Source organism: Tundrisphaera macrotermitis, assembly GCF_051175315.1.
In the GTDB taxonomy this organism is placed as follows: Bacteria; Planctomycetota; Planctomycetia; order Isosphaerales; family Isosphaeraceae; genus Tundrisphaera.
In genome coordinates this window covers 6,908,276-6,932,696 of sequence record NZ_CP195100.1, presented here as the reverse complement: position 1 = coordinate 6,932,696, position 24,421 = coordinate 6,908,276, and the positions used below count along the sequence as shown (strand labels likewise).

Sequence of the window (24,421 nt, the reverse complement as noted above, 5' to 3'; positions counted from 1 at the left end):
TGTAACCCTCGAATCTGGAGATTCGCGGTTTGTTGTCGCTGGCCTCTTCGAGGCCGGCCGCCGGTGAGCCCGCCGCATCTCAAGGTCGAGACGCACGCTTTCCGTCGTGCCCGCTGCATCCCGGTCGGCCTCACAGAGGCCAACTCCAATCGATCGTGAGATCGGGAAGTTCCCGGGACTTCAAAATCTCCAGGTTCGAGGGCGACACCCGCCGTTCGGGGCCTGTCGGGTGCTGTCATTGAGTGCCGGCGGCCGGACTCGAACCGGCACGGGGGTTCCCCCCCGGAGGATTTTAAGTCCTCTCCCGATCGCCTGGTCTATGTCTCCAAGTCTATTCCTGAAAATGCTTTGCGTTGTGTCCGCACGAGAGTGGTATTGTCTTCTCCCGAAAATCTCCCCATCTCTTAAACCTCTAGGTCAGGAAGTCATCTTTGCGGCTCATCAACGCCGTTGAGACGATCCATAACCGAATCACTGATGAGGGTTTCATCAAGGTGGATGTAATGCCTCCTCATGGTCTCAGGATGGCAGCCGAAGGCAACGGCTGCATCGTCATAGGCGACCCCGGCGAGCTTGGCCCGGCTCATTGCAGTGCCCCTGAAATTGTGCAATTTGAATCGCCGCCTTTCGGGATGGGCCGAGCGGTATTTCTCGACCTCATCTTCCAGCCATGCGACCAAGCGCTCCGGGGCGAACCCCCTGAGGCTGGAGACATGATCTTGCCTCCCACGGCCCCGATGGATCGACCGGAGTCGCTCGCTGAAGCTCTCGAACACGAAGGTCGGTCCTGCCACGGCCGAGAGTTCGTCGAACAGGATCTTGGGTGGTTTCGACCGGCGGGTCTTCCGGCCCTTGGCCGTCAGAGCTTCGAAGACGAGCCGGCCATCCTGGAGGGCGGATCTGGGCAGGCTGGCCAATTCGTAGATGCGACACCCAACCGCCACCTTCACCTCCAGGAACAGCGACGGTAGACGCCACCCTCCCCAGCGATCCGAGAGCCAAGAAAGGAATTCCCGTTGTTCATCGATGGTGAGGACGATCGGCTCGGGCTTGTCTACTTTCGGCGGCTCGACGTCGGCGAACGGGTTCGAGGCCAGGATTTTGCAAATTTCGACCCACCATCGTCCGTAGACGATGGACAACTCGTTCAGATCGCCTTTGACCGTGTTCGGCCGCCGACTCTTGAGGCGAGTCACCTTGAACCTCTCTGCCATTGTGGGGGTCATCCCGGCCGGGCCGTGCAAGTTCGGATACACATCCCTCAGGATCTTGATCGAGGCCCTATACGACTTGATGGTTTGCGGGCGAAGATTATGCCCTTGCATGTGCTCGACCATCCGAGCGATGGCCTCCTCCCAGGAGATATCGGAGGGGGTAGCCTTCGGCTCGTAGGCCGAGCGGATCACTGCGATCGCCGATTCGGCGGCCCGTTTCTTGTTGCGCTCCTGGGTTGATCTCTCCTTCGGCTTTCCATCCGGGCCCCGGAACGTCACGAGGTAGCAAGGGTCACGTTCTCGCTGCTTAAGACTGTATTTAACCCTTCGTCCGTCGGCCAGGACGCACACCTCGGCCATTGTCGGTCTCCCCTTTCAGGAATTCGTCGAGCATCTCTCGGGTGAAGTAACAGACACGGGACCCGGGCATCTTCTTGAGTCTTCCACGCTCGATCAGGCCGTAGATCGCCTTGGGGGTTTTCTTCAAGTATGAGGCGGCCTGGTCCACATCTAGATAGGGTGTCGATACTCTTGGCTCTGGGCCCCGCCTGTTTCCTACCTCACCATCCGTCACGAGGCCGATCTCCAAGCTCCGGCTCGCCAAATGCCCGGCCTCCCGGCGGAACTCGTCCACGACGGCCTCGGCGATCTCGACGGCCAGGCGTTCCTCCACCAGCTTGCGAGCCAGTTCCGGCTCGATCCCCGCCTCGTAGGCCAGCTTGCCGATCCGCTTTTCGAGCCTCCTCCAGGGCGATCGTGCTTCGAGTTCCCTCTCCCGTTGCTCCTGGTCTTTCCGTTCACTGCAATACGCCGCCCAGCCACCCGGATGCTCCCTATCGATCACGCTGCATAGATCGTCCTCCTCGAAGGGGCCTTCCTCGTCTTCCGAGTCGTTCATCGTTGGGTGCTCCTTAGGTTTGGGTTTCAACAGAGTTGCGGCGGGCGTAAGGCCCTCCAGATCGGGAGTGAACTTGCCGATCGCTCTTTAGGTGTCGGGGCGATGAGGTTATGAGCGGAAGCATGGCGCCTGTGCCGACCGTCGGCGGGCGATCGTCCCGATCCTGGTGTGCGTTATTGATCCGCACGGGAACTTGAAAAGCAGATCGATGAGTCGGCCGATCTCGACTGGCCCGTCTTCACGGATCGGATCGCCACGGCATTGAGTGGCGCCAAGCCCATACGCCCAGGTCCCGGCTCCCTGCCGGGGTCCTGACACTTCGGATGTGGTGCGGAGGCTCGTCCCTGGAAAGAGGCCCCCTGGCCTTAGCCCCGGACTTCCATCCCGAGCTTCCGCCGGACGTGTTCCCAGCGGGCGGCTGACTTCAGGCCCGGGAAGATCGGGGACTGGGGGCTCAGGCTTCGGATCTCGTCCCAATGCGGGGACGCCTCGATCGCCTCCTCGTCGAACGACTCCCTCTCGCTCCGGGAGGGGTCCTCCCAGTACGCATCTATCCCGTCCAGTTCGCTCTCTTGTGGGGCATCATCGTTCATCGCCTGCTTCACCTCCTGCGCCTCCTATCGAATACCCTTATCACCTCATCACCGAAGGCGTGTAGGAGGTTTCGAATGTATTCCTCATTCCAATCGCCCAACGGAATGGTGGATTGGACGCCGTTCGGGTAGACGTAGGGGAGTGGCCGATCATCGAACCCTAACTCCCAGTCCGTGAGTTCGAGATCAGGGTTGGCGGCCTGCCATACAGCAAAATCCGCATCCAAGTCCATCCCGTCCTTGATCGAACCCGAGGAAACAACAACACATTGATTGCCCCCGGGATCTTGGTGTTGTTGTTTCTTTCGAGCATTAATCTCAGCTTCTTCTCTGCTCACGGGTGATGAGCCATTCTGATCAGGGGGGAGCGTCCGACTGATCACCCGAGATCCCTCGGCTGATCGTGGCTGATCAGGGGTGGTCGATGGTGGCGTGGTCTGATCACGACTGATCAAGCGGATCACTCGGCCGTGGCGGTTCGTCCTACGCTCGATCAGGGGAGACCGAGGCTCACCCCTCTTGCCCTCCAACTCACGCAGGGCACGCTGGAGCGTGGCGATGCTGAGGCCCGTCTCGTCCACCAGTCGGCGATCACTCGGCCAGCAGTGATTTTTGGCGCCCGCATGGTGACACAGGCAGAGATACACCGCCTTGGCGTTGGCGCCCAAACTCGGGTCGGTGGCCACGTCGAAGGGCACCGTCGGGTTCCACCGGAAGGTAGTTGTTCTGGGCATCTCGGAGCCTCCGAAGTAGGGACAAATTGCTCGAAATGTCCTTGCCTATGAGTTGGTAGCCGAACGATCACATTCCGAAAGGTCGAGTAGCCGCCTCCGATATTCCATCAGGGCGTCTGACAGCCGTCGCTCGGCCAGCCGGTGGTACGGCTCGTGGACCTCGAATCCGAGGTAGTATCTGTCCATCAGAAGGGCCATCTTGCAGGTGGTCGCCGCCCCGGCCAAAGGGTCGAGAACGACGTCCAAGGGGCGGGACCAGGAGAGGATCAGGTCACGGGCGAGCAACTCCGGCATGAGCGCCGGGTGCTCGAAGGCATAGCGATCCGTCGCCGTCGCCCGGCTCCCTGACGTGTACCGCCAGACATGCGGCCGGACGCCATAGGGCTTGATCAGGACCTGCTTCGTGTGGCTGATCTGCCCGTCCTTGGTGCGGGCCGAGAACCTCATCATCCGCCCGGCGTACTTGTTAGCCTTGTCCCGGATGAGGTCCACGGTCCGGGGCCTCCCCTTGCTGAGGACGAACACGAACTCGGGGGCGACCCCGTAGCGGTTCCGGCTGGTCCCACGGCAGACCTGCTTCTCGACGATGAGCGTGTTGTGGAGCCTGAATCCGAGTCGCTTGAAGTACGAGACCTGCATGAAACCGCTGCCCGTCTGGTCGCCCCGGACGATCTGGTCCTGGACGTTCCAGCAGACGATCCCGCCGGGCATCGCCACCCTCCAAAGCTCACGGGCGAGCAGCATGAACTTCTCGAAGTCCCAGAGGTGGCCGCCGTATGATCGGATCGAGTCGTACGGAGGCGAGGTCACGATCAGGGGGATGCAGTTGTCGGGGAGTGCCCGCATCCCGTCCACGGCGTCCATGCACTTGATCCGGTTGCGCACCGGGCAAAGGTTCTCTTGCACTTCGAAGCAGGCGGGACGACGGGTGGCGACGGGCTTGATCGGGGCGGGGCGGCTGGTCATAGGGAATCTCGGAGTTGCCGGGCACCAGAATTGGGTCGAGCCGCCCGGCTGGTGCCCCGGGTGGCTCGGATGGCAGAGTCGGTCGTAGGGGAGGTGGAAACACGAACGGACCTCGGGGTTGGCCCCGAGGTCCGTTGCGGTCGCCGACTTATTCTTGAGGCCGATGGTGGCTCATTCGGTGCGATAATCACCTCATGCTGCGTCTCGCCGGATGACGGACTCCCGAAGGGCGACGAGCAGGCCGGACGCCCGGTCCAGGAGGTCGAGGGCTTCGGCATCCATTCCGCCGACCTGGCCGACCTCCTCCAGGGCTCGCACGACCTTGGCCAGCAGATCCTTTGACGTCGGGGGCGCCAAGGGGGTGATGAGCTTGCTAGGATGCCTATTCCCGGCGTTCCGGGCTGGTTTCGGGGCGGGTTCGGCCGTCTCCTCAGTGGTCTCCGCCCGCTGGGTCCGCTCGGACTTGGCGTCCGGGTTCTGGGCGGCCGCCGGGTCCGTTGTGGCCGAGGTGGCCTCGGGCCCCGTGCCGGGCTTCGACTCGGGCTGGGCCTTGGGCTTCCGATTCAGGATGCCGAGCTTCTCCAGGGCCTCGGTCTTGGACGAGAATTCGTCGAGCCGCTCGAAGGTCACGGCGTTGAAGAACTTTCGGGCGTAGCTGTCGGTCGTGGTGCCGACCCCGATCTCACCCAGCGTCTTCCCCCAGTCGCCCATCGACCGACGGCGGTACAGATAGACCAGCATCTCGCCCAGTCGGTGGAAGTCCTGGATGACCCGTCGCTTCCGGTCGAGGATCGCCCGGACGTGGCCGTCCACGGACCTGGCGTACTTGCGGGCGGCGGCGATAAGCTGTTCGTCCGTGGAGCCCTCGCCGAGGACGGCGGGGGCGACGGGCATCTCGATCGTGGCGGTGGCGGTCTGGTCGTTGATCATGACAGAAGCTCCTGATCCGAGGGGTGACGGGGTACGAGTGATCGGCCCCCGGCGACGGGCCGGAGGGGTCGGTCTGGGAGTGTTAGGACGATTGCTGGACAGTGCCCCTATCCCGGCGGCCCTGTCGGGGGTGACGAAGACGGCCAGCAGGCCGGCTGGCGGTGGCCACGATCTCGTGCAAGACTGTCAGTGAATCATTCCCCGACCGCTGGGATTCGGACGATGCCAGGAACGACAACGGGCGAAGGTGGCGATGATCAGGCCCCTGGGGTGAGCGGATCGCTCAGGAGGGCGATCAGGGATTCGGGCATCTCGATCAGCGAGCTATCGAGGCGCACCGGGGTCGCACGTCAGGCGATCAATCGCTTCCTCTCGGGCGAGAGGGGATTGACGACGGAGACCGTGGACAAGCTGTGCGAGGTACTCGGGCTGACCTTGCTTCCCAAGAAGGTACCGGAGGTTGCGCCGCCCCCGACCCGTCCCGAGCCTGTGACTGTCAGGCGTCGATCCTTCGATACAATCGATATTCTCAGGTGCAAATTATTCCTGATCCAACTCGACGACAAGGCGCCGCTCGCCTCCCTTTACCATCCTGTCTGGAGCGACATCCTCAATCGCACCCGGCGATACTTCCCCCTGTACGCCTTCCTGATGGAGGTCAAAGCGGACGGAAGCGACAAGCAGCGGGTCGCCGTCCAATGTTTGGTGCTGTCGATCCTGGAGATGAACCCGAGGAGCGAGCAATTGATGGCCCACGAGCATTTGCCCGGCTTCCTGAGATATCTTGTCACCCAAAATAACGACCCGATCTGCATCGGCTCCCTCGGGGCGATCCTCGACACAAATGATTTGTATCGTTGGTTTTCGAGCCTGCCCGACCCCGAACCCGATCCCGAAGACGACATGGAGGAATGGATTGGCTGACGCCATCTGACGCCAAAACCTCGGATACTCTCACCAGGATGCAAATACTCTTAGTGCCAATCGGCACAATGATTGGTTGCATCAATCCGATTTCGTCGTCGTTGTCCATCGATTTAACCTACAAAGCATGAACTTTTATGAATGGAAAAAGAGGGCCCATCCCGTGAATAACCAGCCGACACGGGAGGAAGGGGATGCCCGTCGTTCCCTCGCCGACGTGCTTAGGCGGGCGATCGAAGCCTCCGGCCTCAGCCACAACGAGTTGGCCAAGCGGGCGGGTGTGGCCTCCCAGGGCGTGATGCGGTTTGTCAAGGGTGAGCGGGGCCTCACGCTTGTCGTGGCGGACCGCCTGTGCGAGGCGCTTGGGCTGTCGCTCTACTCCGATCGCAAGGTCCGAAAGTTGCGGGCCAGGGTGAGGCGGGCGGAACTACGCTCGTCGGTTCGACGCCCCACCGGAGAGGTCAACATCCACCGGACAATCTCCGGGGCACCCGAAAGTCCCGACTCGGCCTCGGAGGGGCTGTAGGCGCCCCGGGCAAGGGTCTGACCGTGGACCTGCTGCCCAAATGAGGACAGCGAGAGGTGCTATCTCGATCGATCATGGCCGTAAGTCGAGCGATGCAATCAGTCCCTCCTCAAGCTCCATCCGAAGCACCTGGATTCGGGCGAGGAGCGGAAAGTTAGCCTCGATCAGTTCCCCGCTTGCCTGATGGAACCACTCCCACTTTGGGAGCGAGTCCTGCCCCATCCCCTACTTGCCAGGGCTGCCGAGATCGTCACCAATCAGTTGGATTCGGCCCTGGACTGCGGCCCCCTGGATGCCAGACTGACACCGGGAGATGCCGAGCGTATCATCCAGGGTGCTCCGACTCATGGTGTCGGATGACGCAGATTTAGCGGGATGCCACACCTCCGGGTGCCCCTCGGCATGGTGCATGGAGTTTTTCGCAATGTGAAAGAATCCAACGGCGACAAGCCGGGATCGTCCTCGCTGGAGCCCGGTTCGGCGACTCGCCCCCGAGGGGAGCCCGAGTCCGGGGTGAGGAGACCACCCCGGCCCCATCTCCGACGACATTCTCCTTCTCGTGAGACTTGAGACTTTCAGGCCATGACTTCCTCGACCTGCGAGAACGCTACCCCCTCGACCTGCGAGAACGCTACCCCCTCGACAGGATGGGCCGCTTCCTCGGCTTGCGAGGCGGTGATCTCCACGGCTTGCGGGGCTGCTCCCTTGGCGGCCCTCCTCGGCCTCGCCCTCCTGGCGACGATCAGACCGGCCGCCCGATCCCGGTCCCTCAATTCCGCCACGTAGCGGAAGTAGGTCGCCCTCGACATCCCGGTCAGCGAGTGGAACCTGGCGAACCGCTCGGACTCGGCGAGCAGGCCGGCATCGTTGCGGATCTCGTCGAGGATCTTCAGATGGTCCGGCGGCTGGATCTGCTCTTCGATCCAGGATTTCCAATCCAGCTTCGCCTTCCTGAACTTCTGGGCGTGAACGTAGAGCCGCTGGCTGTGCTGGTGGATGCGGCCGAGCCGCTCCCCGATGAACTCGTAGACGGCCTCGTCCTTGAACCAGTTGCCGGCCTCGATGTGGACCTCGGCCGGGGGCGGGGCGAACCGGAGCAGGATGCCCCGGTCTTCGAGAGCCCCCAAGTTCTTGTCGAGGCCCTCCCATTCGTTGGCCACGATGCAGACCTGGGACTTCGTGTCGAACTCCCTGGGGATGCCCTGGGCGGAAAGCTCCCTGCTCGTCGAGTGCCAGGCCACCTTGCGGATGCGGCGGCTGTCGGTGGCGGCCTTCAAGACGGCGACCGCCTGCTTGTCCTTGTACAACTGATCGACGTCATCGAAGATGATTGGGGCGTCCCTGTACCGATAGAGGTTGGCGTAGACTTGGATGCCGGTCGCTCGGCTGTTGATCCATCGTGCGTGCCCCTTCCGCTTCCTCATCTCATCGACGCTCGGGCCGCCGTCGGCCTCGGTGGGAAAGTCGGGGAGCAGTCCGGCGAGGGCGGTGCTCTTGCCCACGCCGGGAGGCCCCACGATGATCAGGCTCTCGAATTTGCCCTCAGCGAACGCCTGGCAATGACGCCTCAGGAGCTTGTAGGTGGGGACGAAGATTGGCTTGGCCATCGGTCGCATATTCCATGGTGCAGGGCTAGGTGAGACTTGAGACTTGGAGGACGCCCTCCCGTGTTGCCGTGTCTCGACTCTCGGGGCGGAACCTTACCGGCCCGAAAAAGAAAGGGATAGGCCACCTTTGGAATCCACGAACCGCAACATCGTCCTCGGGGCGACGAGGACGCCGGAGGGATTGACCCCCGTTTACTCCCTGAAGAACAAACCGACCGACGAGACCGATATCGCCCGGACCGGGGGCCTGCACCGATAATGGTCCATATCATGGGCATCCACGTCGTTCCATCGGCATCGATCAAGGTGATGTGGAGACTCCGCTATGTTTTATCCAGCACTCCCACGGCGCCTATAGGGCCTCTGAAGACTGTTTGAACTCCTCTTCGTTCCGGGCGTGACGCTCTCCCAATTCATCGATTGCGGACTCAAGTTCTTGCAACCAAGTTGGGTCGATCGTCGAGGTGTCCTCGTCGTCCCAAGCGGCCATGACAACTCCGTCCCGAGGGGCTCCCTGGATCAACCTGTAGAGGGCATCGCCGGGCGGGATGTCATCCGAAATCTCGCCGCATCTCTCGGCGGCAACGCCTGCTAGTCGATGGGCGGAAGGATTCGTGGACGAGGCGACGGCTTCGGAGCAGATGATTTCGAGGTCGGCCTCCAACAAAGCCATCTCATCCTGCACGTCCTCCGACAAGCAATCCATATCGTCTTCGCAGACCGGAGCATCACCGGCAATCAGCCCCCCTGTGCGGCTCCGCTCCTCGCAGGTAGAGCCGGCTCGGTCGATTCCGTGGGTAACCCCCTCGGGTTTCATGGATCTCGGGTGAGTATGCGGGTCGTCCATCCCATGTTGGATCGGCTTGGCATCGGCCTGATTGTTGATCCGGTCGGACGGCCGTGGGCCTTTCCCATGGGATCGCATCTCGGCCCTCCGCAGCGATTCGACCTCGGCAAGGTCCTTGAGGTCGGGACGGTGGCCGTCTGCGAACATCGAGGCGATCCTGGGTAGCGCCGGGCCAGCGGGATCTCGCCTCGGAGCGGCCATGCGGAACCAATGCAGCATCCCTTCGTCGAGGCCGCCGAGAGTGACCGTCAGGCCGGTTCCGGCGGGATTGTCCTCAAGGAGGATGAGGTGGTGTTCCTGGAGGTCTTCGAGGGCGGCCCTGGCGGTCCGGTATGCGATGCCCAGGACCTCGACGAAATACTGCGGGGCGACCCTGGGAATCACACTCTTCGTCCCCGCCATGCCGTAGAGGACCGACAGGACGATGTGGTCACGCAGGACGAGGGGCGAATCCCCGGATGGCATGTAGACCTTGATGTACTTGAACGCCTTCCGCCAGCCTCGCTCGTCCTGGCGGAAGCGTCGGAACCAACCCTCGTGCATGTCGCCCGGTTCGAGGGGCACCACCCGGCCGCCGATGCGACCGACGAGCCGATGCTGCACCACGAGGGAACCCTGTTTGCCGCAGCAGCGGGTCACGGTGTTGATGCCGATCCCGAGCCATTCCGCAATTTCCCGCTGCCTGGCCGAGCCCCTGCTCACGAGGTAGCTGTAGATGAGCCGCTCGTGTAGCGAGAGGCGATCGAAACCCTTGTGGGTCTGAACCAACTTCAGATAGCACTTGCCCTTCATTGTCCCTCCTATTTAACTAATACATATGAAGGCTGTCTACAAAATCACCAGATACAATGAAAAATCACCAAAATTCCTCGGTCTCACTATTCCTCACCGATGGATCACCGTTTTTCGCCGGCAAATCACCATGCTTCCTGGGGATTCACCAGAAGTCCAACAATACAATTAGAACATAAGTGGAACGAGAAGATGTTAAGAGAAGGGCATTGCTCGCTGCGCTCGCAATGCGAGGCGGGAGGGGGCAGTCGATCGCTCGCTGCGCTCGCTCCCGTACCGCCCCCTCCCGCTTGGATTCTCCCGGATGACCTGATGTTTGCCTGGCGGGGAACCCGGTGATTATTGCGGCTCTTCTCCCGAATTTGGCACCAATTCCTGCCAGGTGAGCGACAGCGGGTTTCCCGGCCGACATCGGTAGATTGTCATCCGAAATCTTCGCATGACCGTCAAGCTATCCGATAATTTCCGTGCAGACATTCTGGCGAGGGCTACCAGATGGAGTCCCCGATTCTCGCAGGGAACATGCCTGTTAGCTCGCAGACTACGATGAGACAAGTCTCCTCTCGAACCGCCAGGTTTTCCAAGCATGAGGTGTTGCCTGCGATACCGAATCCAACTCTTCTTGGGATACGGCCAGTGTGACCTGCAATTTATCATTCGCTGACGCTGCCATCAGTTCGTGAATTCACTCGTTTACGCTCGCATCGCTGGTCTCAAGTCTCACGGATTTCGGGTTCTCGGTTAGACTAGCTAAGGGGCTTCGATACTCTCGTGGCTCTTTGTTCACGTCTCGTCGTTTCACTGATAATCGCCACGGGCTGAGCGTCCCTCGAATGATCTGGGCTCGTTAATAGCTTGGCACTTGGGTGTCCCCGAGTTCGATTCTCCCCCGACTGTTTCCCCGACCTCGGCAGATTCCGTGGCGGAGAACTATTTATTAGTGCTTGGCGTCTTCGCCACCCATCACCAGTATTTCATTGTGGATAGGCATCAACCTGCCACCACCGTTGTCGTCTCCCGTCAGCCCCGGCCAAGCCTGCATGACCGAACAAGATCCAGCGACTTCGTTCTCGGCGGTTCGATCTCGGCCAGGATCGAATCTTCCTTGGCTCCCAGAGCACGGGGGCAATGACCGAGAACTCAACTCCGCTTGCCTCCCAAATTCCAAAGAGGGTTAGAACCCTAGGAGGGGAACACAAGTCTGCGTCCTCAGGAGCAGGTCATGCCCCCGTTCGTCCCGAGACTGGTCGGCGACCCTAAATTCCGCCGCTATGTGGTCCGGGATCGCAAACGCCAAGGCGAGTGGTTCTGGACGGGCCAGGGTTGGAGCCGACGGCTCCGTGAGGCCCTGTTGTTCGCCGACCCCGACGACGTGAATCGGCAGATTGCCCGCCTCTACGCCGACCTGCTCCGTTGAGCAGGACGGCCGCTCAACCCCCTCAAAGGAGACCCGATGGAACGCCTGATTGGCTTCCTGTTCATCGCCTGGCTCGCTGTGATGGCGATCGGGATCGTGATTGCCCTGCTGCCGGTGCTCCTGGTCGTGGTCGGGTTCGTCGGGACGGTCGCCTTGATTGTGTTCGTCGGGCGGCTCGTAGGGTCTTGGCTCTTTTTATGAAGGCCGGGGACATCCGCAGGTATTTTGTGGATTCGCCGCCTGAGGAGCGTGGCTCTCGTGCTTCGACCGGGCAAGTACGTCATGCCTGGCCAAAAGTCTTTCCATGGAGGTCTTTCCTGTGCTTCCTCCCCCACCTGATCTAGCCGGAGCCCGACCCCGGTAACACGAGCAGGACCCTGGTGAGTGTTGACCGCCCGACACCCTCCAGGAATGAGTCGATGCCGAGCCAGACCGAGATCCGCCGCCAGATCACCGACTCGATTATCACGGCCCTGGAAGCCGGTAGAATCCCACCCTGGCGGATGGGCTGGTCGGTCCATCCCAACGGCAAGGGGATGCCCGCCAATGCTGTGACGGGCAAGAACTACAACGGAATCAACGTCCTGTTGCTTCAGCTTCATGCCCGTCGTTTCGGATTCACGAGCCGTAATTTTGCGACGTTCAACCAATGGCGTGATCGTGGTTGTATCGTCAAACCCCGTCCTGCTGGCGTCGAATCCGGCCAGTGGGGATGCCACGTCGTCTTGTACAAGCCCATTGAGAAGTCCGAAGTTGATGCGAAGACCGGCGAGACGAAGGATACCAAGTTTCCTTTGATGCGGTCGTTCGTGGTCTTCTCGGCGGATCAGGTCCACGGGGCCGAGAAATGGCAGGTCCCGGCCACTTCGGACGCCAACCACTTCCCAGACTACCAGCCCGCCGAAACCGCCATCGAGGCGACGGCCGCTGATATTAGGTTCGGCGGGGACCGGGCGTTCTACAGCCCCGGTCAAGACTTCATCCAGTGCCCGAACAAGAGCCAATTCAACGACGCCAAGGAATATTACGGGACCCTCTTCCACGAGTTGGCCCACTGGAGCGAATCTCGGCTCGGGTGGAAGGGCGACTACCCAAGTGGCGAGTTGCGGTCGGAAATAACGGCTGCCTTCATCTCGGCAGAACTGGGCGTGCCCCAGAGCGATGATTTGACCAACGTCAACTCCTACGTCAAATCTTGGCTCCGGGCGCTCCGGGACGATCCCCGCTACATCTTCTCGGCCTCGGCAGCCGCCAGCAAAGCTGCGGATCATATTTTGTCTTACGGCCGACCCAAGGACGAGATGACCCAGGAGGAACCCGAGGCGGCTCTCGCTTGCTAACGGTGCCCAGGATCACGTCGAACTCGTCGAGCCGCCCAGCAAGCTGCTGAGGCGGCTTTTCTCGTTCCGAGACGAGCGATGAGGCTTTGCACCCTGGTCAACGAGGAGAACACCGCTGACCAGGAGATGACCATGCCGCTTCGCCAGGCCACCCCCACCCAACTTAATGAGATCAGGCTGGCCATCAGCCGCCTCGGCCAGCGAGGGGACGCCGGCCGGGCTCTCCAGAGCTATCTGACAGGACAACTCGACGAGGAGAACGCCGATCAGACGGTCCGTTGTGCGATCAAGAACCTGGAAGGGGGCATCAGGGAGATCAGGGAAGAACTCCGGGGCATCATGCACTGAGTCGCACAGGGGGCCGCAAGGCCCCTTATCTTCACGCCTGGCGAGCCATGAGGTTTTGCACCCTGGCCTTCGTGAGACAACCACGACAACCCAGGGACGCCGAGATGACCCATCAGATGCCCGAAACGCCTGCGATCTCCGAGCCCGAAGGACTGGACGAGTTCATGACAGCTTATATCGAGGCTGCCCTCTGGTCCTCGATGGACAATGCCGACGACTCGGGTGGCGAGCCGCTCGATCGCCGCTACGACCAGAGCGACATCGCACCGGATACGCTCGCCCAAATGCGGGCCGATTGCATCGCCTTCATGAATCACAAGCTCGGCGGCCGACTCATCGCCATCGCCGAGCGGCTGGAAGCTGAGGGCCGATGGTCCCTTCCGGGCGGGGCCAGATGCTCGGTGACGGACTACGCCGGGCATGACTTCCTCCTCACACGCTCCGGCCACGGGGCCGGATTTTGGGACGGCGACTGGCCGAGAGGAATCGGCGAGGGCCTCGACAGGCTCGCCAGGGAGTTCGGCGTGTACAACCCCTACATCGGCGACGATGGGCTTGTCTACGGCTGCTGAAACTCAGGGGGCCGAGAGGCTCCCTTCCTTCACGTACCACCGAGTCAAGAGGCTCAGCACCCTGGAGTTCGTGGAGTATGGCTGAGTCGATCGAGCTTAGGGAATAGACAGCGTGAAGGAAGAGGCGGCCAGGAAACAGTTGCAGACGATGCTCAACTCATTCTCGCCGGGCAGCGTCCTGATGCTGATCGGCCAAGTCTTCGGTGAACGGGCCGAGGCGGCTCGTGAGGCCGGTTCCGAGGTCATTGCCGGCAACCTCAAGGAGGCCGAGGCGGCGATGAACGTAGTCGGCCTCGGGCTCGATGCGATCCTGCCCAAGCCGCCGATGCGGTGACGAATGCCCAGGAATTGGAACCCATGCCCATGAGGGCCGGGACCCTGATCGCCGAGAACCTCAACCTTCGAGGAGGAGGGATCGACGTGGAAGCGAGCTTCGAACTCGGTCAGGTCGTCGCCACACCAGGCTGTCTCGACGTTCTGAAAGGTGCCGGGCAGCAGCCCTCGGAGTTCCTCCACCGCCATGGCAGGGGCGACTGGGGCGACCTGGACGAAGAGGACAGATCGCTGAACGACGAGGCCCTGATCGACGGCGGCCGAATCCTCTCGGCATACACGACGAGGACGGGGGAGCGGATCTGGATCATCACCGAGGCGGTGGGGGAGGATGGCCGAAGGGCTAGCTCCTGTTGCTTACTCCCGGAGGAACATTGATCGGTCGGGCCCCGAGGGCGGCGATCTCGGGGCCTTTCTATATCGAGTAGCGGGCAAAGAGTAGCAGGACACTACGAGTGGACGAAGTCGCCCTTAAGATTTAGGGGTTTTCAGGTACGGCGTTGCAGGATGGACAATGGAGAAACTATTCGCTAATTCGCCCTGGTGGGTCCCTCCCCAGGCCATCCAATATCGGCTTACGCCGAGAGACTGGTTCTTGGGTCCCATCCTGGGTATCTCCGCTGTTGCAAAATCTTGCAAGCTGGGATGAAGAATCCTCCTGAAAATCCCTGGACCCATCGACTCCGTTTGAGGAGCGATCTTGACGACCAACTTCTGCGTTTGCGGGCTGCTTGGCCGGCGAGAGTTTCATCTACAGCGAGACACTTTTTCCGAAAGCACCGGACGGGATCATGTCCAGCAGTCTCTCACCCGTGAACTGGGGCAATCCTCCCCGAACCCAGGCGTCATCGTACGATCGATGAAGCTTTAGGGGGAATAGTTTGTAGCGTCTGCTAGGAACCCGACGATAATGAGGATGGGGAGGTCTCCTTGTTGGTATAATTTTGTTCAGATGCCGGCTGGGCTGTTTGCGATTCGAGAGACCGTCCCTATGGCACGATCAGACTTGCTGCTATCGCTCGTTCGTGCCGGTGCGAAAGGGGATTCGGCCCTCTTCCGTAAGACGGTTGAGGCACTCGTCGCCGAGGAACGAGCGAAGCAGCACCACGTCCTCGCCGATCGACTCTTGGAGAGCTTCCGGGAGAACGGCAAGCCGTCCTCGCCTCGCCCTCTCTCCCTGGATGCCCAGGCCGGTCAACTATTTGTCGAGGTCAGCCCCAGGGTCGGCCTGGACGACCTGATCCTGCCGACCGGCGTATCTAAGACCTGCGGCGAATTCATCGAGGAGCACCACCGCTCCGAACTCCTCCGATCGTACAGCATTGAACCACGGCACAAAGTTCTGTTAGCCGGGCCTCCGGGTAACGGCAAAACATCGTTGGCGGAAGCGTTGGCCCATGCGCTCATGGTCCCGCTGCTCGTGGTCCGCTATGAGGGGGTCATCGGCAGTTTCCTGGGCGAGACGGCCACCCGCTTGCGGAACCTGTTCGACTTCGCCAGGAGCCGGCACTGCGTCCTTTTCTTCGACGAGTTCGACACGCTCGGCAAGGAGCGTGGGGACCCTCACGACACGGGTGAAGTCAAGCGGGTTGTCAGTTCACTACTCCTCCAGATCGACGGCCTGCCCAGCCACGTCGTCGTGGTCACGGCGACCAACCACCCCGAACTCCTCGATCGGGCCGTCTGGCGGCGGTTCCAATTGAGGCTCCAACTGCCGCCACCTTCGGGCGTACAGGTCCAAGCCTGGATCGAGAACTTCCAGAGGCGGATGGGCTTCGAGTTCGGGACGAGCCCGCAGAAATTGGCCGAGAAGTTGGGTGATGCCAGCTTCGCCGAGTTGGAGGAATTCGGACTCGACGTGGCCAGGCGATGGATTCTGACGAAGCCCGAAGGGGACATCCGGCGCATCGTCAAGGATCGGCTCATGCAGTGGGAGAACCGGATCAAGCCCCAGGGTTAACACGGAAACCGTCACCGATGCCAGACCGCCCCCTCCTCATCTTCCCGACGCCCAGGACGGCGAGCCGAGAGACACTCTCGGCGGCACCGCCGAAGATGCACCTGCCGACGAGCGACCGGCAATCGCAACGGCTCAGCCCGAAGTTCGACATGTTGCAGAAGAGCCTGGACGCCGAGTCCACCTCCATGCGTACCACGGCGGCGGGGGTCGAACCGGAAGAGGTCATCGTCCTGGAGATCGTCGGCTCGGTCGAGGATTTTGCCAATGCCGTCAGGAGGATCGACGGCCTGGAGTGGATGGCCGAATGGGACGAGGACGGCATCCTCCCCGACGACGACTTCTATCGCACGGGTAAAGATGAGGAGGAGGACCACGAGAAGGCCCTCCGGGGACGGCTCTTCCTGATCATGAGCAACCAGCAGGGCATGAAGGAACTCCTCTCCCTCTGGAACCGCTATAAGGCCGATCCAGAGCGGAAGTTCGAGCACGGGTTCAATAAGTTTCGGGACGTCTTCCGGCAACTCAAGGACTTGCGGCGTTGGGACGAGCGGGATCGGGTCCTTGAGACGGGAATGATGGAGCGATGGCGAGAGGCGATTGAGTACGGGTATGACCCCATCCGGTTCGAGGCCGAATTCTGGTTCCGGGCCGACGAGCGGCAACGTCTCGCCGTCTACGAGCGGTTCCGGGCGACCGTCTCGGAAGTGGGAGGGGTCTGCCTGAATCAGTGTGCCATTCCCCAGGTCGCCTACCACGCCGCCGTCGTCCAACTGCCACCGGGCGGGGTGCAGGCCATCCTCGATCAGACGGATACTCGGGTCCTCCGCTCGAACGATGTGATGTTCTTCCGCCCCCTCGGCCAATCCGACGTCCAGCCCCCGGACGAGATCGAGGGCCTGCGGGCCGTCGAGCTTCACGACGATCTCAAGAGGCTCGGGGAGCCTGTCGCCGCACTGCTTGATGGGCTCCCGCTGGAGAACCACCGACTCCTGATCGGGAGGCTCGTGCTGGATGACCCGGACGGATGGGCGTCGGCCTACCCCTCCGAGGATCGCCAGCACGGGACGGGCATGGCCTCGTTGATCATCCACGGGGACCTGGAAGCTGGGGAGGAGCCGATCGACCGGGCTCTCTACGTGCGACCGATCATGCAGCCGAACCCGCACAGTGGTCGTCGCCCGAGGGGAGAGTGCATCCCCGAGGGTTTGCTCCCCGCCGACCTGATTCACCGGGCGGTGAAGCGGATGCTGGAGGGTGACGGGGATTCGGGGCCGGTCGCCCCGACCGTGAGAATCGTCAACCTCTCGCTCGGCGACCCAAGCCAGTTGTTCGACTATCAACTCAGCCCGTGGGCTCGTGTCCTCGATTGGCTCTCGTGGACGTATAAGATCCTTTTCATTGTGAGCGCCGGGAACCACGGTCGGGAGATCCTCCTCGAACCTGTCAGAGGGGGTCTCTCTTCCCTGGCCCCGGACGAACTCCAGCGGCGAGTGCTCCAGTCCATCGCTTCCGACCTGCGTCACCGACGGCTGCTGTCCCCTGCCGAGTCCATCAACTCGATCACGGTCGGGGCGTCCCATGACGACCGCTGTCTCGAGGTGATCAAGGGGAATCGGGTAGACCTCCTCACGCCTTCGCTCCCGAGCCTGACGAACGGCCTCGGTCAGGGGTTCCAACGCTCCGTGAAACCCGAGATCCTCCTGCCGGGGGGAAAGCAATTGTTCCGAGAGCAACCCGCCCGGCAGGACGGGAAGGTCGCCCTACGGCCCGTCGCCTCCACGCAGCCGCCCGGCATCCGTGTCGCCATGCCCGGCTCGCCCGCCTCCGGGCAGGCGAACACCGGCTACTCCTGCGGATCGAGCAACTCAGCCGCACTTGCGACCAGGGGTGCGATCGGCATCTTCGACCGACTGTTGTCTCTGAGGTCGGAACCGGGGGGAGAGTCGCTCGGCGATGAGATGATCACCGTCTTGATCAAGGCCCTGATCGTGCATGGCGCAGGCTGGGGGGAAGGATCGACGACGCTGGAGTCGGTGCTTCGGGAGGGGTCGAACGACCCGAAGCTCAAGTCGAGGATCGCCCGCTTCCTCGGCTACGGGGTTGCCGACCTGGCCCGTGTCCTCGACTGTACTGACCACCGGGCCACCCTCATCGGCTGCGAGAGTCTTCGTGCCGAGGAGGGCCACGACTACACCATACCGCTCCCGCCCGGCCTGGGCGGTCGGACCGAATGGCGGCGGCTGACGATCACGCTCGCCTGGCTCTCGCCGATCAATCCGCAGCATCACAAGTATCGACAGGCCCAACTCTGGTTCGATCCGCCCCGTACCCCGTTGCGAGTCTCACGCCGCCAGGCCGAGTGGCAGTCGGTACGACGAGGGACAATCCAGCACGAGATCCTGGAGGGCGACGATGCCTGCGTCATCACCGAAGGGGACACCATGAAGCTGACGGTGAACTGTCGGCCCGATGCTGGCCGCTTGAAAGAGGCTGTCCCTTATGCTTTGGCCGTCTCGCTGGAAGTCGCCCAGGGCGTGAGCATCGCCCTCTACGACGAGGTGAGGGCTCGTCTGCGCCCCAGGATTACTCCTCCTGGGGCTGTCGGACGTTCCTGACTCACCGACCTCCCGAAGCTGCGGGAAAAATGCTTACGTCTCTCCGACGAGCCGTTGCTGCGGCATCCGTCCTTCCAGGTCAAGTCTGCGTTCGAGGCGAACAATCATTCGACGAGAGCCAAGGAGTTTGCGGCAAGTGATGGCATAGCGTCGTGGCCTACCTGGAGGGTACTGATTCGTCCTCAGTTTTCAGTCTGGGTCTGCACCCAAGTGCCTCACCGCTTCCTCGTGGGCGACTCAAGGAGTCGGGTCAGTAATGGGACGAGCATCAACAGAGTGTCCTGGTCCGCCGTCTTCATCACTTCGCTGAACTTGCCCGCCTGCTCTCGTAGGAGGGGCAACGGGTCGGACGGCTCGGCCTCGGGCAACAAGTCCGAGATGGTAGTTTGCAACGCTTTGGCCAGGCGAGCCACCAGATCGATCCCCGGTGCGACCCTGCCCCCTTCCAGCTTGGCAATGTAGGTGGGCGTCACGACGGCCCGGTTCGCCAGGTCGATTTGCGTCATCCCCCGAGACAGCCGCACCTCCCGGAGTCGGGCGGCGAACAGGCCGACGATCGGTTCGTGTTCGATCTCGATTTTTCGCTTCGGCCTCGCCATCCCGGACCCTCCCCCGCCACTTCATCGCCCCGGCGGGGGAGACCTCAATAAGCATCATTCCGCTTGTTGACTTGCATGGTATTGCGAGTAGATTGGTCCGGGCGACGAGGACTTGGCCTGGGCGAAGACGCCGACGACGGCCGGAGTCCGGCCACCACCAACGGGCCAAGTTGCCTTCGACTGCAAGCCGGAGCCACACGATGAGCGACGAGAAGGCCGCCGACGACGGCATCCTGGGTCGGGCCAGGCGCCTGGCCGATCAGGTTGGGGAGTACGCCCGCTTCGACGAGGCCAGGCAGAAGCTCGATGGCGTGAAGCAGAACGCCGCAAAGGCCGGCGGGATAGCCATGGCCGGGGCGAAGAGGCTCGTCGAGGGCACGAAGCAGGCGGCGGATCAGGCCAAGGTCGGGGTGGACGAGTTCTCGAAGTCCGAGCGGGTCCAGTCCATTAGAGCGAAAGCGAAGGAGGATTGGGACGAGATCCGGGGCGGGCTCTTCCGAGGTTCCAGATTGTCGGACTCGCTGTTCGTGGTGGGCCTGGTGATCTTCGTGTTCTTCCCGCTCGGTCTCTATCTGCTATGGAAGCACCCCAGCTTGGGCCGGAGCAAGAGATGGTGGTGGGCGGGCGGGACATGGGGCCTTATCGTCGCTCTTGTCTTCCTCGACAGCGGCAAACACCGGAAGAATCACGCTACGTCGCCGCCGGAACAGGCACGTTTGGAAGCCGACACCCCCGCACCCTCTGCTTCACGAGCGGGCCGGAGCGCAGTCTTCAAAATCTGGAGCGAGCCGCTGACCGTGCTGGCGGTGGACCAGCCTGGTGGGAGAGATTGGATCAGGGAGATCGATTTCTCCCCCGACGGTAGGTACTTGATCACGCAGGGTCGGCTCTGGGCGATGGACGGCTGGCACTTGCTGAATCCGGAGAGGCGATCCCGCATCCACGATGGATTGTTCTCGCCGGTGGGGTCGGCATTCTCCAGCGCATGGAGCGACGAGTTGCTCGTCTGGAAGATCAACGACGGGCAGGCCGAGGTCGTCGAGAAGTATCGCCTGATCACGGGGTTCAACAGCGACGATCGCAACGCATTGGGCTTCCCCTACGTGGATTGCGATGCGCTCTGGACCCCGTACGGTGTCGCCGTGGCCGCACCAGTGCCGGAGCCGGAGCCCACAGGTTCCGAGAGGCTCATGGCGACCGAATCTGGAAGAGAAGCTCAGAAGTCAGCGGCGATTGCCCGGATGGCGAAGATCCGGGATTCGGCCTTCCCTTTCCTTGAGACGGGATCGAAGAGACGGTCTTTCGAACTGGGCAAGCCAACCGGACAACTCGGCAGCTATACCTTCGCCTTCTCGTCACGAGGCCGCATGATGGCAAGGCTCCTCGAAAGCCGAAGCACCCTGGCGGTTAACGGGGTGCCCGGCTACGAGGAGTTGCCTCATCGGGTGAAAGTCATCGAGGTCTGGTCGTGGCCGGGTGGCGACAAGCCCCTCTTCAGGACCAAGGTCGAGGGCGATTCCGGGATGGCCTACGACAACCAGATCGCCTTCCTCCCCGATGGTACGACTTTCCTGATAACTTCCTCGCAGAAAGACCCCGATCGGACCTGGACGAGCATCCGGCACGTTGCTTTCCTCGATACGACCACCTGGAAGGAGACGAATCGATTCGAGAGTAAGGACATCAACTTCCACGTCGCCGCCATCTCCCCGGACGGCTCCAAGATCGCCACGACGTCGGGCTCCGCACAGGACTTCACCGTCACCCTTTGGAAGCCAACCTCGTCGGAGCCGCTCCGGGTGATCAAGTCGCTCTACGCCGATCAGGTCCTTTTCACGCCCGATGGAGAGACCCTCGTCACAGCGGTCGAGGGGGGCGGCTCGTTGAAGCGGGACAAGACCCACCACATCAACTTCTTCGACGTCGCCTCCGGGGCCTGCATCGGACGGATCAAGGACCGGGGCATCTGTAGCATCGCCATCTCGCCGGACGGCCAGTACCTCGTCTCGGGTCACAGCGACTCGGTGGCGAAAGTCTGGGATCTTCGCAAGGGCCGGACGGTCCCCTACGAGGATGAATACGAGGAGTACAACCTTGTACTGGCCGGCGAATCCGAAAGAGACGAGTTGCTGAGCCGGCCCGCACCTCCGATCACCCGGCGGGCGTTCGAGTCGCTCGTCATCGGCATGAAATACGATCAGGTGCGAGAGGCCCTGGGAGGTTCAGAGCATAGCTCGAAATCCCTTACCAACCTGACCGACCCCAAATTCCGCACCTATCAGATAATCCACGTCCTCGGCTTCAAAGGGAACGGTGGGCCTGGCAGTGGGGCCGTCCTCATCTTCGGCTCGGACGGCATCACCAATCTCCGTGGTTGCAGGCTGATAGACAAGCAAGAGACGGGGTTGAGGTAGTGATCGGGTCCGATCCCCAGGCTGCTCCGAAGCTACGGTGAATCGAGTGAGGGCGAGCCGTCATCGGGTGCTTTTCTCGCCTTCCCCGGTTCTCCTCGATCGACAGCCCTCGTCGTTTCATTGTCTTGGCTGTCTCGCTCCCACCAGCTTTTCGACCTGACCGGGCGGGATGACGGCTTCGGCGATGGGTTCCGGTCCCAGGAGGTGGCACCGGCCGCACCGAAAAACAAGGTCGTCAAGAGGAGGCCGTCCTTCGACGTGGCATAGCCGACGCAGCCTCTCGATGTAGGCGACTTCGGGACGACCTCGGCGGGAGCCCCGAGCGGCAGGTCCTTCCAACCGCCGTACCACCTCCTGTGGAGGACACCTTCGACCAGGACGTCTGGGCCGTAGACGTTGCCCTCGCCGTGCGGTACGGCCTCGGTCATTCCGTCGCCATGCAGGAGGGGAAGAACGGGATCATGACTGGAAAGTCACCGGCCCGGCTGCCCTCCAACCCAAAACCACGAACTGAACGACGACCCATGGGACGAGGGTGACGAACCTTCGACTCGTCTGGCCGATCAACGCAGGATGCCTTTCAATCGCTCATTCACGGCATCCAAGTCGAACGCCTCGGGGTCGAACTCGCCACGCCACTCGACGACCTCATCGTGCTGCTCGTGCTCAGGGTCTCGGACTGCCTCGGCGAACTCCATGTAGCCCCATGGACCCCCGCAGTCCTCCGGCGGGCAGGCCCGCTTGCCGGCGATGCAGACCGGATACGCCTTCCCCGGTTCCTGGGGCAGGATCTTCTCGACCAGGACCTCGTGCTGCCAGTGGTCCCCGAAGTCGTAGGTGTAGCGGAATTTCGCCTTCTCCCTCGGGGCCACTCGGCCCAACTTGACCTTGCCGGCGTCTTCCATGTCGAGGTCGGCCATGCTCCTAGGGTCGGTGTATCGCTCGCCGCCGACTTCGTAGTCGTAGAGGTGGCAGTTGCCCCAGCCCATGGCGACCTGGATGACCTCGTGGAGCCCGGCCAGCGAGCAGTCGGGGACCAGGACACGTCGCCAGATCGGCGGCCGGACGTCCTTGAGCGTGATCTTGAGTTGGTAGATCCGGTTGTTGCCCTTGGCCTCCTTGCGACCGGGCTTGATCGGCTCGTCCTCTTCGAGGGCATCCAGGAGGTCTTCGAGCTTGGCCATGACGGCTTCGAGCCGCTTCTTGTAGGGGGGCGGGGCAAACTCGACGGCCAGATCGACCTCGCTTGCCATCTCGTCGAGTTCCTTCCTGGTGAACCCGACGGCCTGGGTGTCCTCGGGGGCCTCGCCGATCTTGTTCTTCAGGCCCCGACGCAGCCGGGTGGCGGCGACGAGCGATTCCCGCTGCGTGTTGGTGAGCGTGACTGAGTAGATTGCCTCGCCCTTCTTGGACGTGGGGGGCATCGGCGGGATGATCGGCTTCGCCCCGGTGATCATGTTGATCAGGGTCTCGATGAGATCGCTCGGGCCTCCCTCTTCCGTGGCGGCCTCGTCGGTGAACGACCCGAGCAGCGTCTCGATCTTCCGGTAGATCCGGTCCAGCTTGTCCCGGAGAGCCTTGCTCTCGGCGTGGTTGGCACCGGCGGCGACGTGCCCGGAGAGGTCGTCCAGGTCGTCGAGGGTGAACATCAGCGGCTCGTCGGCCGGCGTGGTGCGGATGGCCCACTCGACCTCCTTGGGGATCAGGAGGAGGGCGTCGAGGAGGAGTGCCCGCTGGGCCTGGGTCAGCTTGAGGCCGACCATCTCGCCGGGCTGGATCTGTTTCTTCTGGGCCATGATGGTGCTCGCCGACAGTTCGCTCGATCCCATCATTCTGTCATCAGTAAATCCTCCCGGCCACTGTCGCCCGAACAACGGGCTCATCGCCCCTTCTCCGCTCGTCCTCGATCCCGTGATCGCAAGCCCTTCGTCTGGGCCGAGACGATGAAACTCGGGGGCCGATCCTTGCTCGCTCCGATCCGTCCTCCCATGATGGGAGGCCATGATCGCATCACTCACATGACGACCCTGATGGCCCGGAATGGCGATCCATCATGCTCAAAACCGGCCGCATCCTGGGCCTCCTGGCCGTCACCCTCGCCGCCCCAACGACCTCTCGGGCCGACTCCTGGGCGATCCCCAAGACGTTCCAGGTCACGTCGAAGGACGGCGGCCACCGCCTGACCGTGGAGCCCTCGTTCGGGGATCGACCTTCCCCGACGACGAAGGACGCCACCGGCAAGGCTGTCCGCCCCAAGGCCCTGGGGAAGCTGGAGAAGAAGTCGAAGGAGGGGCGGTTCGAGGTCGTCTGGGAGCATGCCCTGGCCAATGACGTGTCCCCCGTCCGTGCCCTGGTGGCCGACGACGGGTCGGTCGTGACTCTGGACAACTGGCACTCGATGGGCTACGGGCCGGACGTCGTGGTTGTCTTCGCCCCCGACGGGAAGCTCGTCCGCTCGATGGGGCTAGAGGACTTCCTGTCCAAGGAGGAGGTGGGGAACCTGCCGCACTCCGTCAGTTCGATCTGGTGGGGCAGCGGCCATCATCTCGACGACAAGCAGGAATTTCTGACCCTGAACGTGGGCAACGGCGGGTTGGCACCGGGCGACCGGGACATACCGAAGAAGACGGTGAGGGTACGCCTCAAGACGGGCGAGATCATCAAGGATGGGGCGGGGGAACCGAACGAAGCTCACCCGGACACGAAGCCAAAGTAAGTCAAATCGCCCCGCTCGGGAGGATTCTGAGCCGACCGTTGGAAGGCCATCGGGCAAGGCAACATGAATCGGCCGG

The 24,421-nt window shown here is 62.3% G+C and carries 23 protein-coding genes and 1 pseudogene; 13 read left to right on the top strand and 11 right to left on the bottom strand.

All coding sequences use genetic code 11. The annotated features are described in order from the left end of the window. Positions 1-425: 425 nt before the first annotated feature. The 7 genes and pseudogenes from TA3x_RS28050 to TA3x_RS28020 form a co-directional block, all read right to left on the bottom strand. On the bottom strand, positions 426-1,574 hold the full coding sequence (locus TA3x_RS28050) for a site-specific integrase (RefSeq protein ID WP_435017984.1): 1,149 nt from the start codon (positions 1,572-1,574) through the stop codon (positions 426-428). Continuing rightward, positions 1,534-2,112 (bottom strand): helix-turn-helix domain-containing protein, encoded by a 579-nt coding sequence (locus TA3x_RS28045; RefSeq protein WP_435017983.1) that lies wholly within the window; start codon positions 2,110-2,112, stop codon positions 1,534-1,536. Before TA3x_RS28045 ends, TA3x_RS28050 begins: the two co-directional genes overlap by 41 nt. 365 nt (positions 2,113-2,477) lie before the next feature. Continuing rightward, positions 2,478-2,717, bottom strand: coding sequence for a hypothetical protein (locus TA3x_RS28040; protein ID WP_435017982.1), 240 nt, complete (start codon positions 2,715-2,717; stop codon positions 2,478-2,480). Further along, positions 2,714-3,043, bottom strand: a complete 330-nt coding sequence (locus TA3x_RS28035) for a hypothetical protein (protein ID WP_435022485.1) — start codon at positions 3,041-3,043, stop codon at positions 2,714-2,716. Before TA3x_RS28035 ends, TA3x_RS28040 begins: the two co-directional genes overlap by 4 nt. A 192-nt stretch (positions 3,044-3,235) precedes the next feature. Next, positions 3,236-3,439 (bottom strand): annotated as a pseudogene (locus TA3x_RS28030) (helix-turn-helix domain-containing protein); the annotation flags it as partial. 45 nt (positions 3,440-3,484) lie between these two features. Then, positions 3,485-4,405 (bottom strand): DNA-methyltransferase, encoded by a 921-nt coding sequence (locus TA3x_RS28025; RefSeq protein ID WP_435017981.1) that lies wholly within the window; start codon positions 4,403-4,405, stop codon positions 3,485-3,487. Between the two features lie 192 nt (positions 4,406-4,597). Next, positions 4,598-5,335: a hypothetical protein gene (locus TA3x_RS28020; RefSeq protein ID WP_435017980.1), complete on the bottom strand. Its 738-nt coding sequence runs from the start codon at positions 5,333-5,335 to the stop codon at positions 4,598-4,600. Between the two features lie 222 nt (positions 5,336-5,557). On the opposite strand from TA3x_RS28020, the gene TA3x_RS28015 reads away from it, so the two are divergent. Together TA3x_RS28015 and TA3x_RS28010 are read left to right on the top strand one after the other, a co-directional pair. Further along, positions 5,558-6,259, top strand: coding sequence for a helix-turn-helix domain-containing protein (locus TA3x_RS28015; RefSeq protein ID WP_435017979.1), 702 nt, complete (start codon positions 5,558-5,560; stop codon positions 6,257-6,259). Positions 6,260-6,386: 127 nt separating this feature from the next. Next, on the top strand, positions 6,387-6,785 hold the full coding sequence (locus TA3x_RS28010; protein ID WP_435022450.1) for a helix-turn-helix domain-containing protein: 399 nt from the start codon (positions 6,387-6,389) through the stop codon (positions 6,783-6,785). A 575-nt stretch (positions 6,786-7,360) separates the two neighbouring features. Here the strand turns inward: TA3x_RS28010 and TA3x_RS28005 are convergent. Next, entirely contained in the window at positions 7,361-8,392 is a 1,032-nt protein-coding gene (locus TA3x_RS28005) for an ATP-binding protein (protein WP_435017978.1), read from the bottom strand. 352 nt (positions 8,393-8,744) lie between these two features. Next, the gene (locus TA3x_RS28000; RefSeq protein ID WP_435017977.1) at positions 8,745-10,031 is read right to left on the bottom strand and encodes a hypothetical protein; all 1,287 of its coding nucleotides are present in this window, start codon (positions 10,029-10,031) and stop codon (positions 8,745-8,747) included. Positions 10,032-11,253: 1,222 nt separating this feature from the next. Here TA3x_RS28000 and TA3x_RS27995 point away from each other — a divergent pair. The 9 genes from TA3x_RS27995 (at position 11,254) to TA3x_RS27955 (ending at position 18,616) form a co-directional block, all read left to right on the top strand. Then, positions 11,254-11,448, top strand: a complete 195-nt coding sequence (locus TA3x_RS27995; RefSeq protein ID WP_435017976.1) for a hypothetical protein — start codon at positions 11,254-11,256, stop codon at positions 11,446-11,448. Between the two features lie 36 nt (positions 11,449-11,484). Beyond that, positions 11,485-11,649 carry a hypothetical protein gene (locus tag TA3x_RS27990; RefSeq protein WP_435017975.1) on the top strand — a complete coding sequence of 55 codons (165 nt, stop codon included), beginning with the start codon at positions 11,485-11,487 and terminating at the stop codon, positions 11,647-11,649. Between the two features lie 218 nt (positions 11,650-11,867). Beyond that, positions 11,868-12,788 (top strand): ArdC family protein, encoded by a 921-nt coding sequence (locus TA3x_RS27985; protein ID WP_435017974.1) that lies wholly within the window; start codon positions 11,868-11,870, stop codon positions 12,786-12,788. Between the two features lie 78 nt (positions 12,789-12,866). After that, the gene (locus TA3x_RS27980; RefSeq protein WP_435017973.1) at positions 12,867-13,136 is read left to right on the top strand and encodes a hypothetical protein; all 270 of its coding nucleotides are present in this window, start codon (positions 12,867-12,869) and stop codon (positions 13,134-13,136) included. A gap of 116 nt (positions 13,137-13,252) precedes the next feature. Further along, a complete protein-coding gene (locus TA3x_RS27975) occupies positions 13,253-13,708 on the top strand; it encodes a hypothetical protein (protein ID WP_435017972.1) in 456 nt (151 codons plus the stop codon). Positions 13,709-13,820: 112 nt separating this feature from the next. Beyond that, positions 13,821-14,042 carry a hypothetical protein gene (locus tag TA3x_RS27970; RefSeq protein WP_435017971.1) on the top strand — a complete coding sequence of 74 codons (222 nt, stop codon included), beginning with the start codon at positions 13,821-13,823 and terminating at the stop codon, positions 14,040-14,042. A gap of 23 nt (positions 14,043-14,065) precedes the next feature. Then, positions 14,066-14,419 carry a hypothetical protein gene (locus tag TA3x_RS27965; protein WP_435017970.1) on the top strand — a complete coding sequence of 118 codons (354 nt, stop codon included), beginning with the start codon at positions 14,066-14,068 and terminating at the stop codon, positions 14,417-14,419. 613 nt (positions 14,420-15,032) lie between these two features. Continuing rightward, entirely contained in the window at positions 15,033-16,001 is a 969-nt protein-coding gene (locus tag TA3x_RS27960; protein ID WP_435017969.1) for an AAA family ATPase, read from the top strand. A gap of 17 nt (positions 16,002-16,018) precedes the next feature. Next, on the top strand, positions 16,019-18,616 hold the full coding sequence (locus tag TA3x_RS27955) for a S8 family peptidase (RefSeq protein WP_435017968.1): 2,598 nt from the start codon (positions 16,019-16,021) through the stop codon (positions 18,614-18,616). Positions 18,617-18,831: 215 nt separating this feature from the next. Here the strand turns inward: TA3x_RS27955 and TA3x_RS27950 are convergent, their stop codons facing one another. Next, entirely contained in the window at positions 18,832-19,215 is a 384-nt protein-coding gene (locus TA3x_RS27950) for a helix-turn-helix domain-containing protein (protein ID WP_435017967.1), read from the bottom strand. Positions 19,216-19,415: 200 nt separating this feature from the next. On the opposite strand from TA3x_RS27950, the gene TA3x_RS27945 reads away from it, so the two are divergent. After that, positions 19,416-21,629, top strand: a complete 2,214-nt coding sequence (locus TA3x_RS27945; RefSeq protein WP_435017966.1) for a hypothetical protein — start codon at positions 19,416-19,418, stop codon at positions 21,627-21,629. Positions 21,630-22,192: 563 nt separating this feature from the next. Here the strand turns inward: TA3x_RS27945 and TA3x_RS27940 are convergent. Next, a complete protein-coding gene (locus TA3x_RS27940; protein ID WP_435017965.1) occupies positions 22,193-23,425 on the bottom strand; it encodes a plasmid pRiA4b ORF-3 family protein in 1,233 nt (410 codons plus the stop codon). 257 nt (positions 23,426-23,682) lie between these two features. Here TA3x_RS27940 and TA3x_RS27935 point away from each other — a divergent pair, with 257 nt between their 5' ends. Then, positions 23,683-24,345: a hypothetical protein gene (locus tag TA3x_RS27935; protein ID WP_435017964.1), complete on the top strand. Its 663-nt coding sequence runs from the start codon at positions 23,683-23,685 to the stop codon at positions 24,343-24,345. Positions 24,346-24,421: the final 76 nt, after the last annotated feature.

What these genes read in the sequence shown, in the direction of transcription:
- TA3x_RS27955 (WP_435017968.1), top strand. Translation starts at nt 16,019, where the DNA reads ATGCCAGACCGCCCCCTCCTCATCTTCCCGACGCCCAGGACGGCGAGC.
- TA3x_RS28050 (WP_435017984.1), bottom strand. Translation starts at nt 1,574, where the DNA reads ATGGCCGAGGTGTGCGTCCTGGCCGACGGACGAAGGGTTAAATACAGT.
- TA3x_RS28045 (WP_435017983.1), bottom strand. Translation starts at nt 2,112, where the DNA reads ATGAACGACTCGGAAGACGAGGAAGGCCCCTTCGAGGAGGACGATCTA.
- TA3x_RS27935 (WP_435017964.1), top strand. Translation starts at nt 23,683, where the DNA reads ATGCTCAAAACCGGCCGCATCCTGGGCCTCCTGGCCGTCACCCTCGCC.
- TA3x_RS27945 (WP_435017966.1), top strand. Translation starts at nt 19,416, where the DNA reads ATGAGCGACGAGAAGGCCGCCGACGACGGCATCCTGGGTCGGGCCAGG.
- TA3x_RS28010 (WP_435022450.1), top strand. Translation starts at nt 6,387, where the DNA reads ATGAACTTTTATGAATGGAAAAAGAGGGCCCATCCCGTGAATAACCAG.
- TA3x_RS27985 (WP_435017974.1), top strand. Translation starts at nt 11,868, where the DNA reads ATGCCGAGCCAGACCGAGATCCGCCGCCAGATCACCGACTCGATTATC.
- TA3x_RS28015 (WP_435017979.1), top strand. Translation starts at nt 5,558, where the DNA reads ATGCCAGGAACGACAACGGGCGAAGGTGGCGATGATCAGGCCCCTGGG.
- TA3x_RS28000 (WP_435017977.1), bottom strand. Translation starts at nt 10,031, where the DNA reads ATGAAGGGCAAGTGCTATCTGAAGTTGGTTCAGACCCACAAGGGTTTC.
- TA3x_RS28005 (WP_435017978.1), bottom strand. Translation starts at nt 8,392, where the DNA reads ATGGCCAAGCCAATCTTCGTCCCCACCTACAAGCTCCTGAGGCGTCAT.
- TA3x_RS27965 (WP_435017970.1), top strand. Translation starts at nt 14,066, where the DNA reads ATGCCCATGAGGGCCGGGACCCTGATCGCCGAGAACCTCAACCTTCGA.
- TA3x_RS27975 (WP_435017972.1), top strand. Translation starts at nt 13,253, where the DNA reads ATGCCCGAAACGCCTGCGATCTCCGAGCCCGAAGGACTGGACGAGTTC.
- TA3x_RS27960 (WP_435017969.1), top strand. Translation starts at nt 15,033, where the DNA reads ATGGCACGATCAGACTTGCTGCTATCGCTCGTTCGTGCCGGTGCGAAA.
- TA3x_RS27980 (WP_435017973.1), top strand. Translation starts at nt 12,867, where the DNA reads ATGAGGCTTTGCACCCTGGTCAACGAGGAGAACACCGCTGACCAGGAG.
- TA3x_RS27990 (WP_435017975.1), top strand. Translation starts at nt 11,485, where the DNA reads ATGGAACGCCTGATTGGCTTCCTGTTCATCGCCTGGCTCGCTGTGATG.
- TA3x_RS28025 (WP_435017981.1), bottom strand. Translation starts at nt 4,405, where the DNA reads ATGACCAGCCGCCCCGCCCCGATCAAGCCCGTCGCCACCCGTCGTCCC.
- TA3x_RS27950 (WP_435017967.1), bottom strand. Translation starts at nt 19,215, where the DNA reads ATGGCGAGGCCGAAGCGAAAAATCGAGATCGAACACGAACCGATCGTC.
- TA3x_RS27995 (WP_435017976.1), top strand. Translation starts at nt 11,254, where the DNA reads ATGCCCCCGTTCGTCCCGAGACTGGTCGGCGACCCTAAATTCCGCCGC.
- TA3x_RS27940 (WP_435017965.1), bottom strand. Translation starts at nt 23,425, where the DNA reads ATGGCCCAGAAGAAACAGATCCAGCCCGGCGAGATGGTCGGCCTCAAG.
- TA3x_RS28020 (WP_435017980.1), bottom strand. Translation starts at nt 5,335, where the DNA reads ATGATCAACGACCAGACCGCCACCGCCACGATCGAGATGCCCGTCGCC.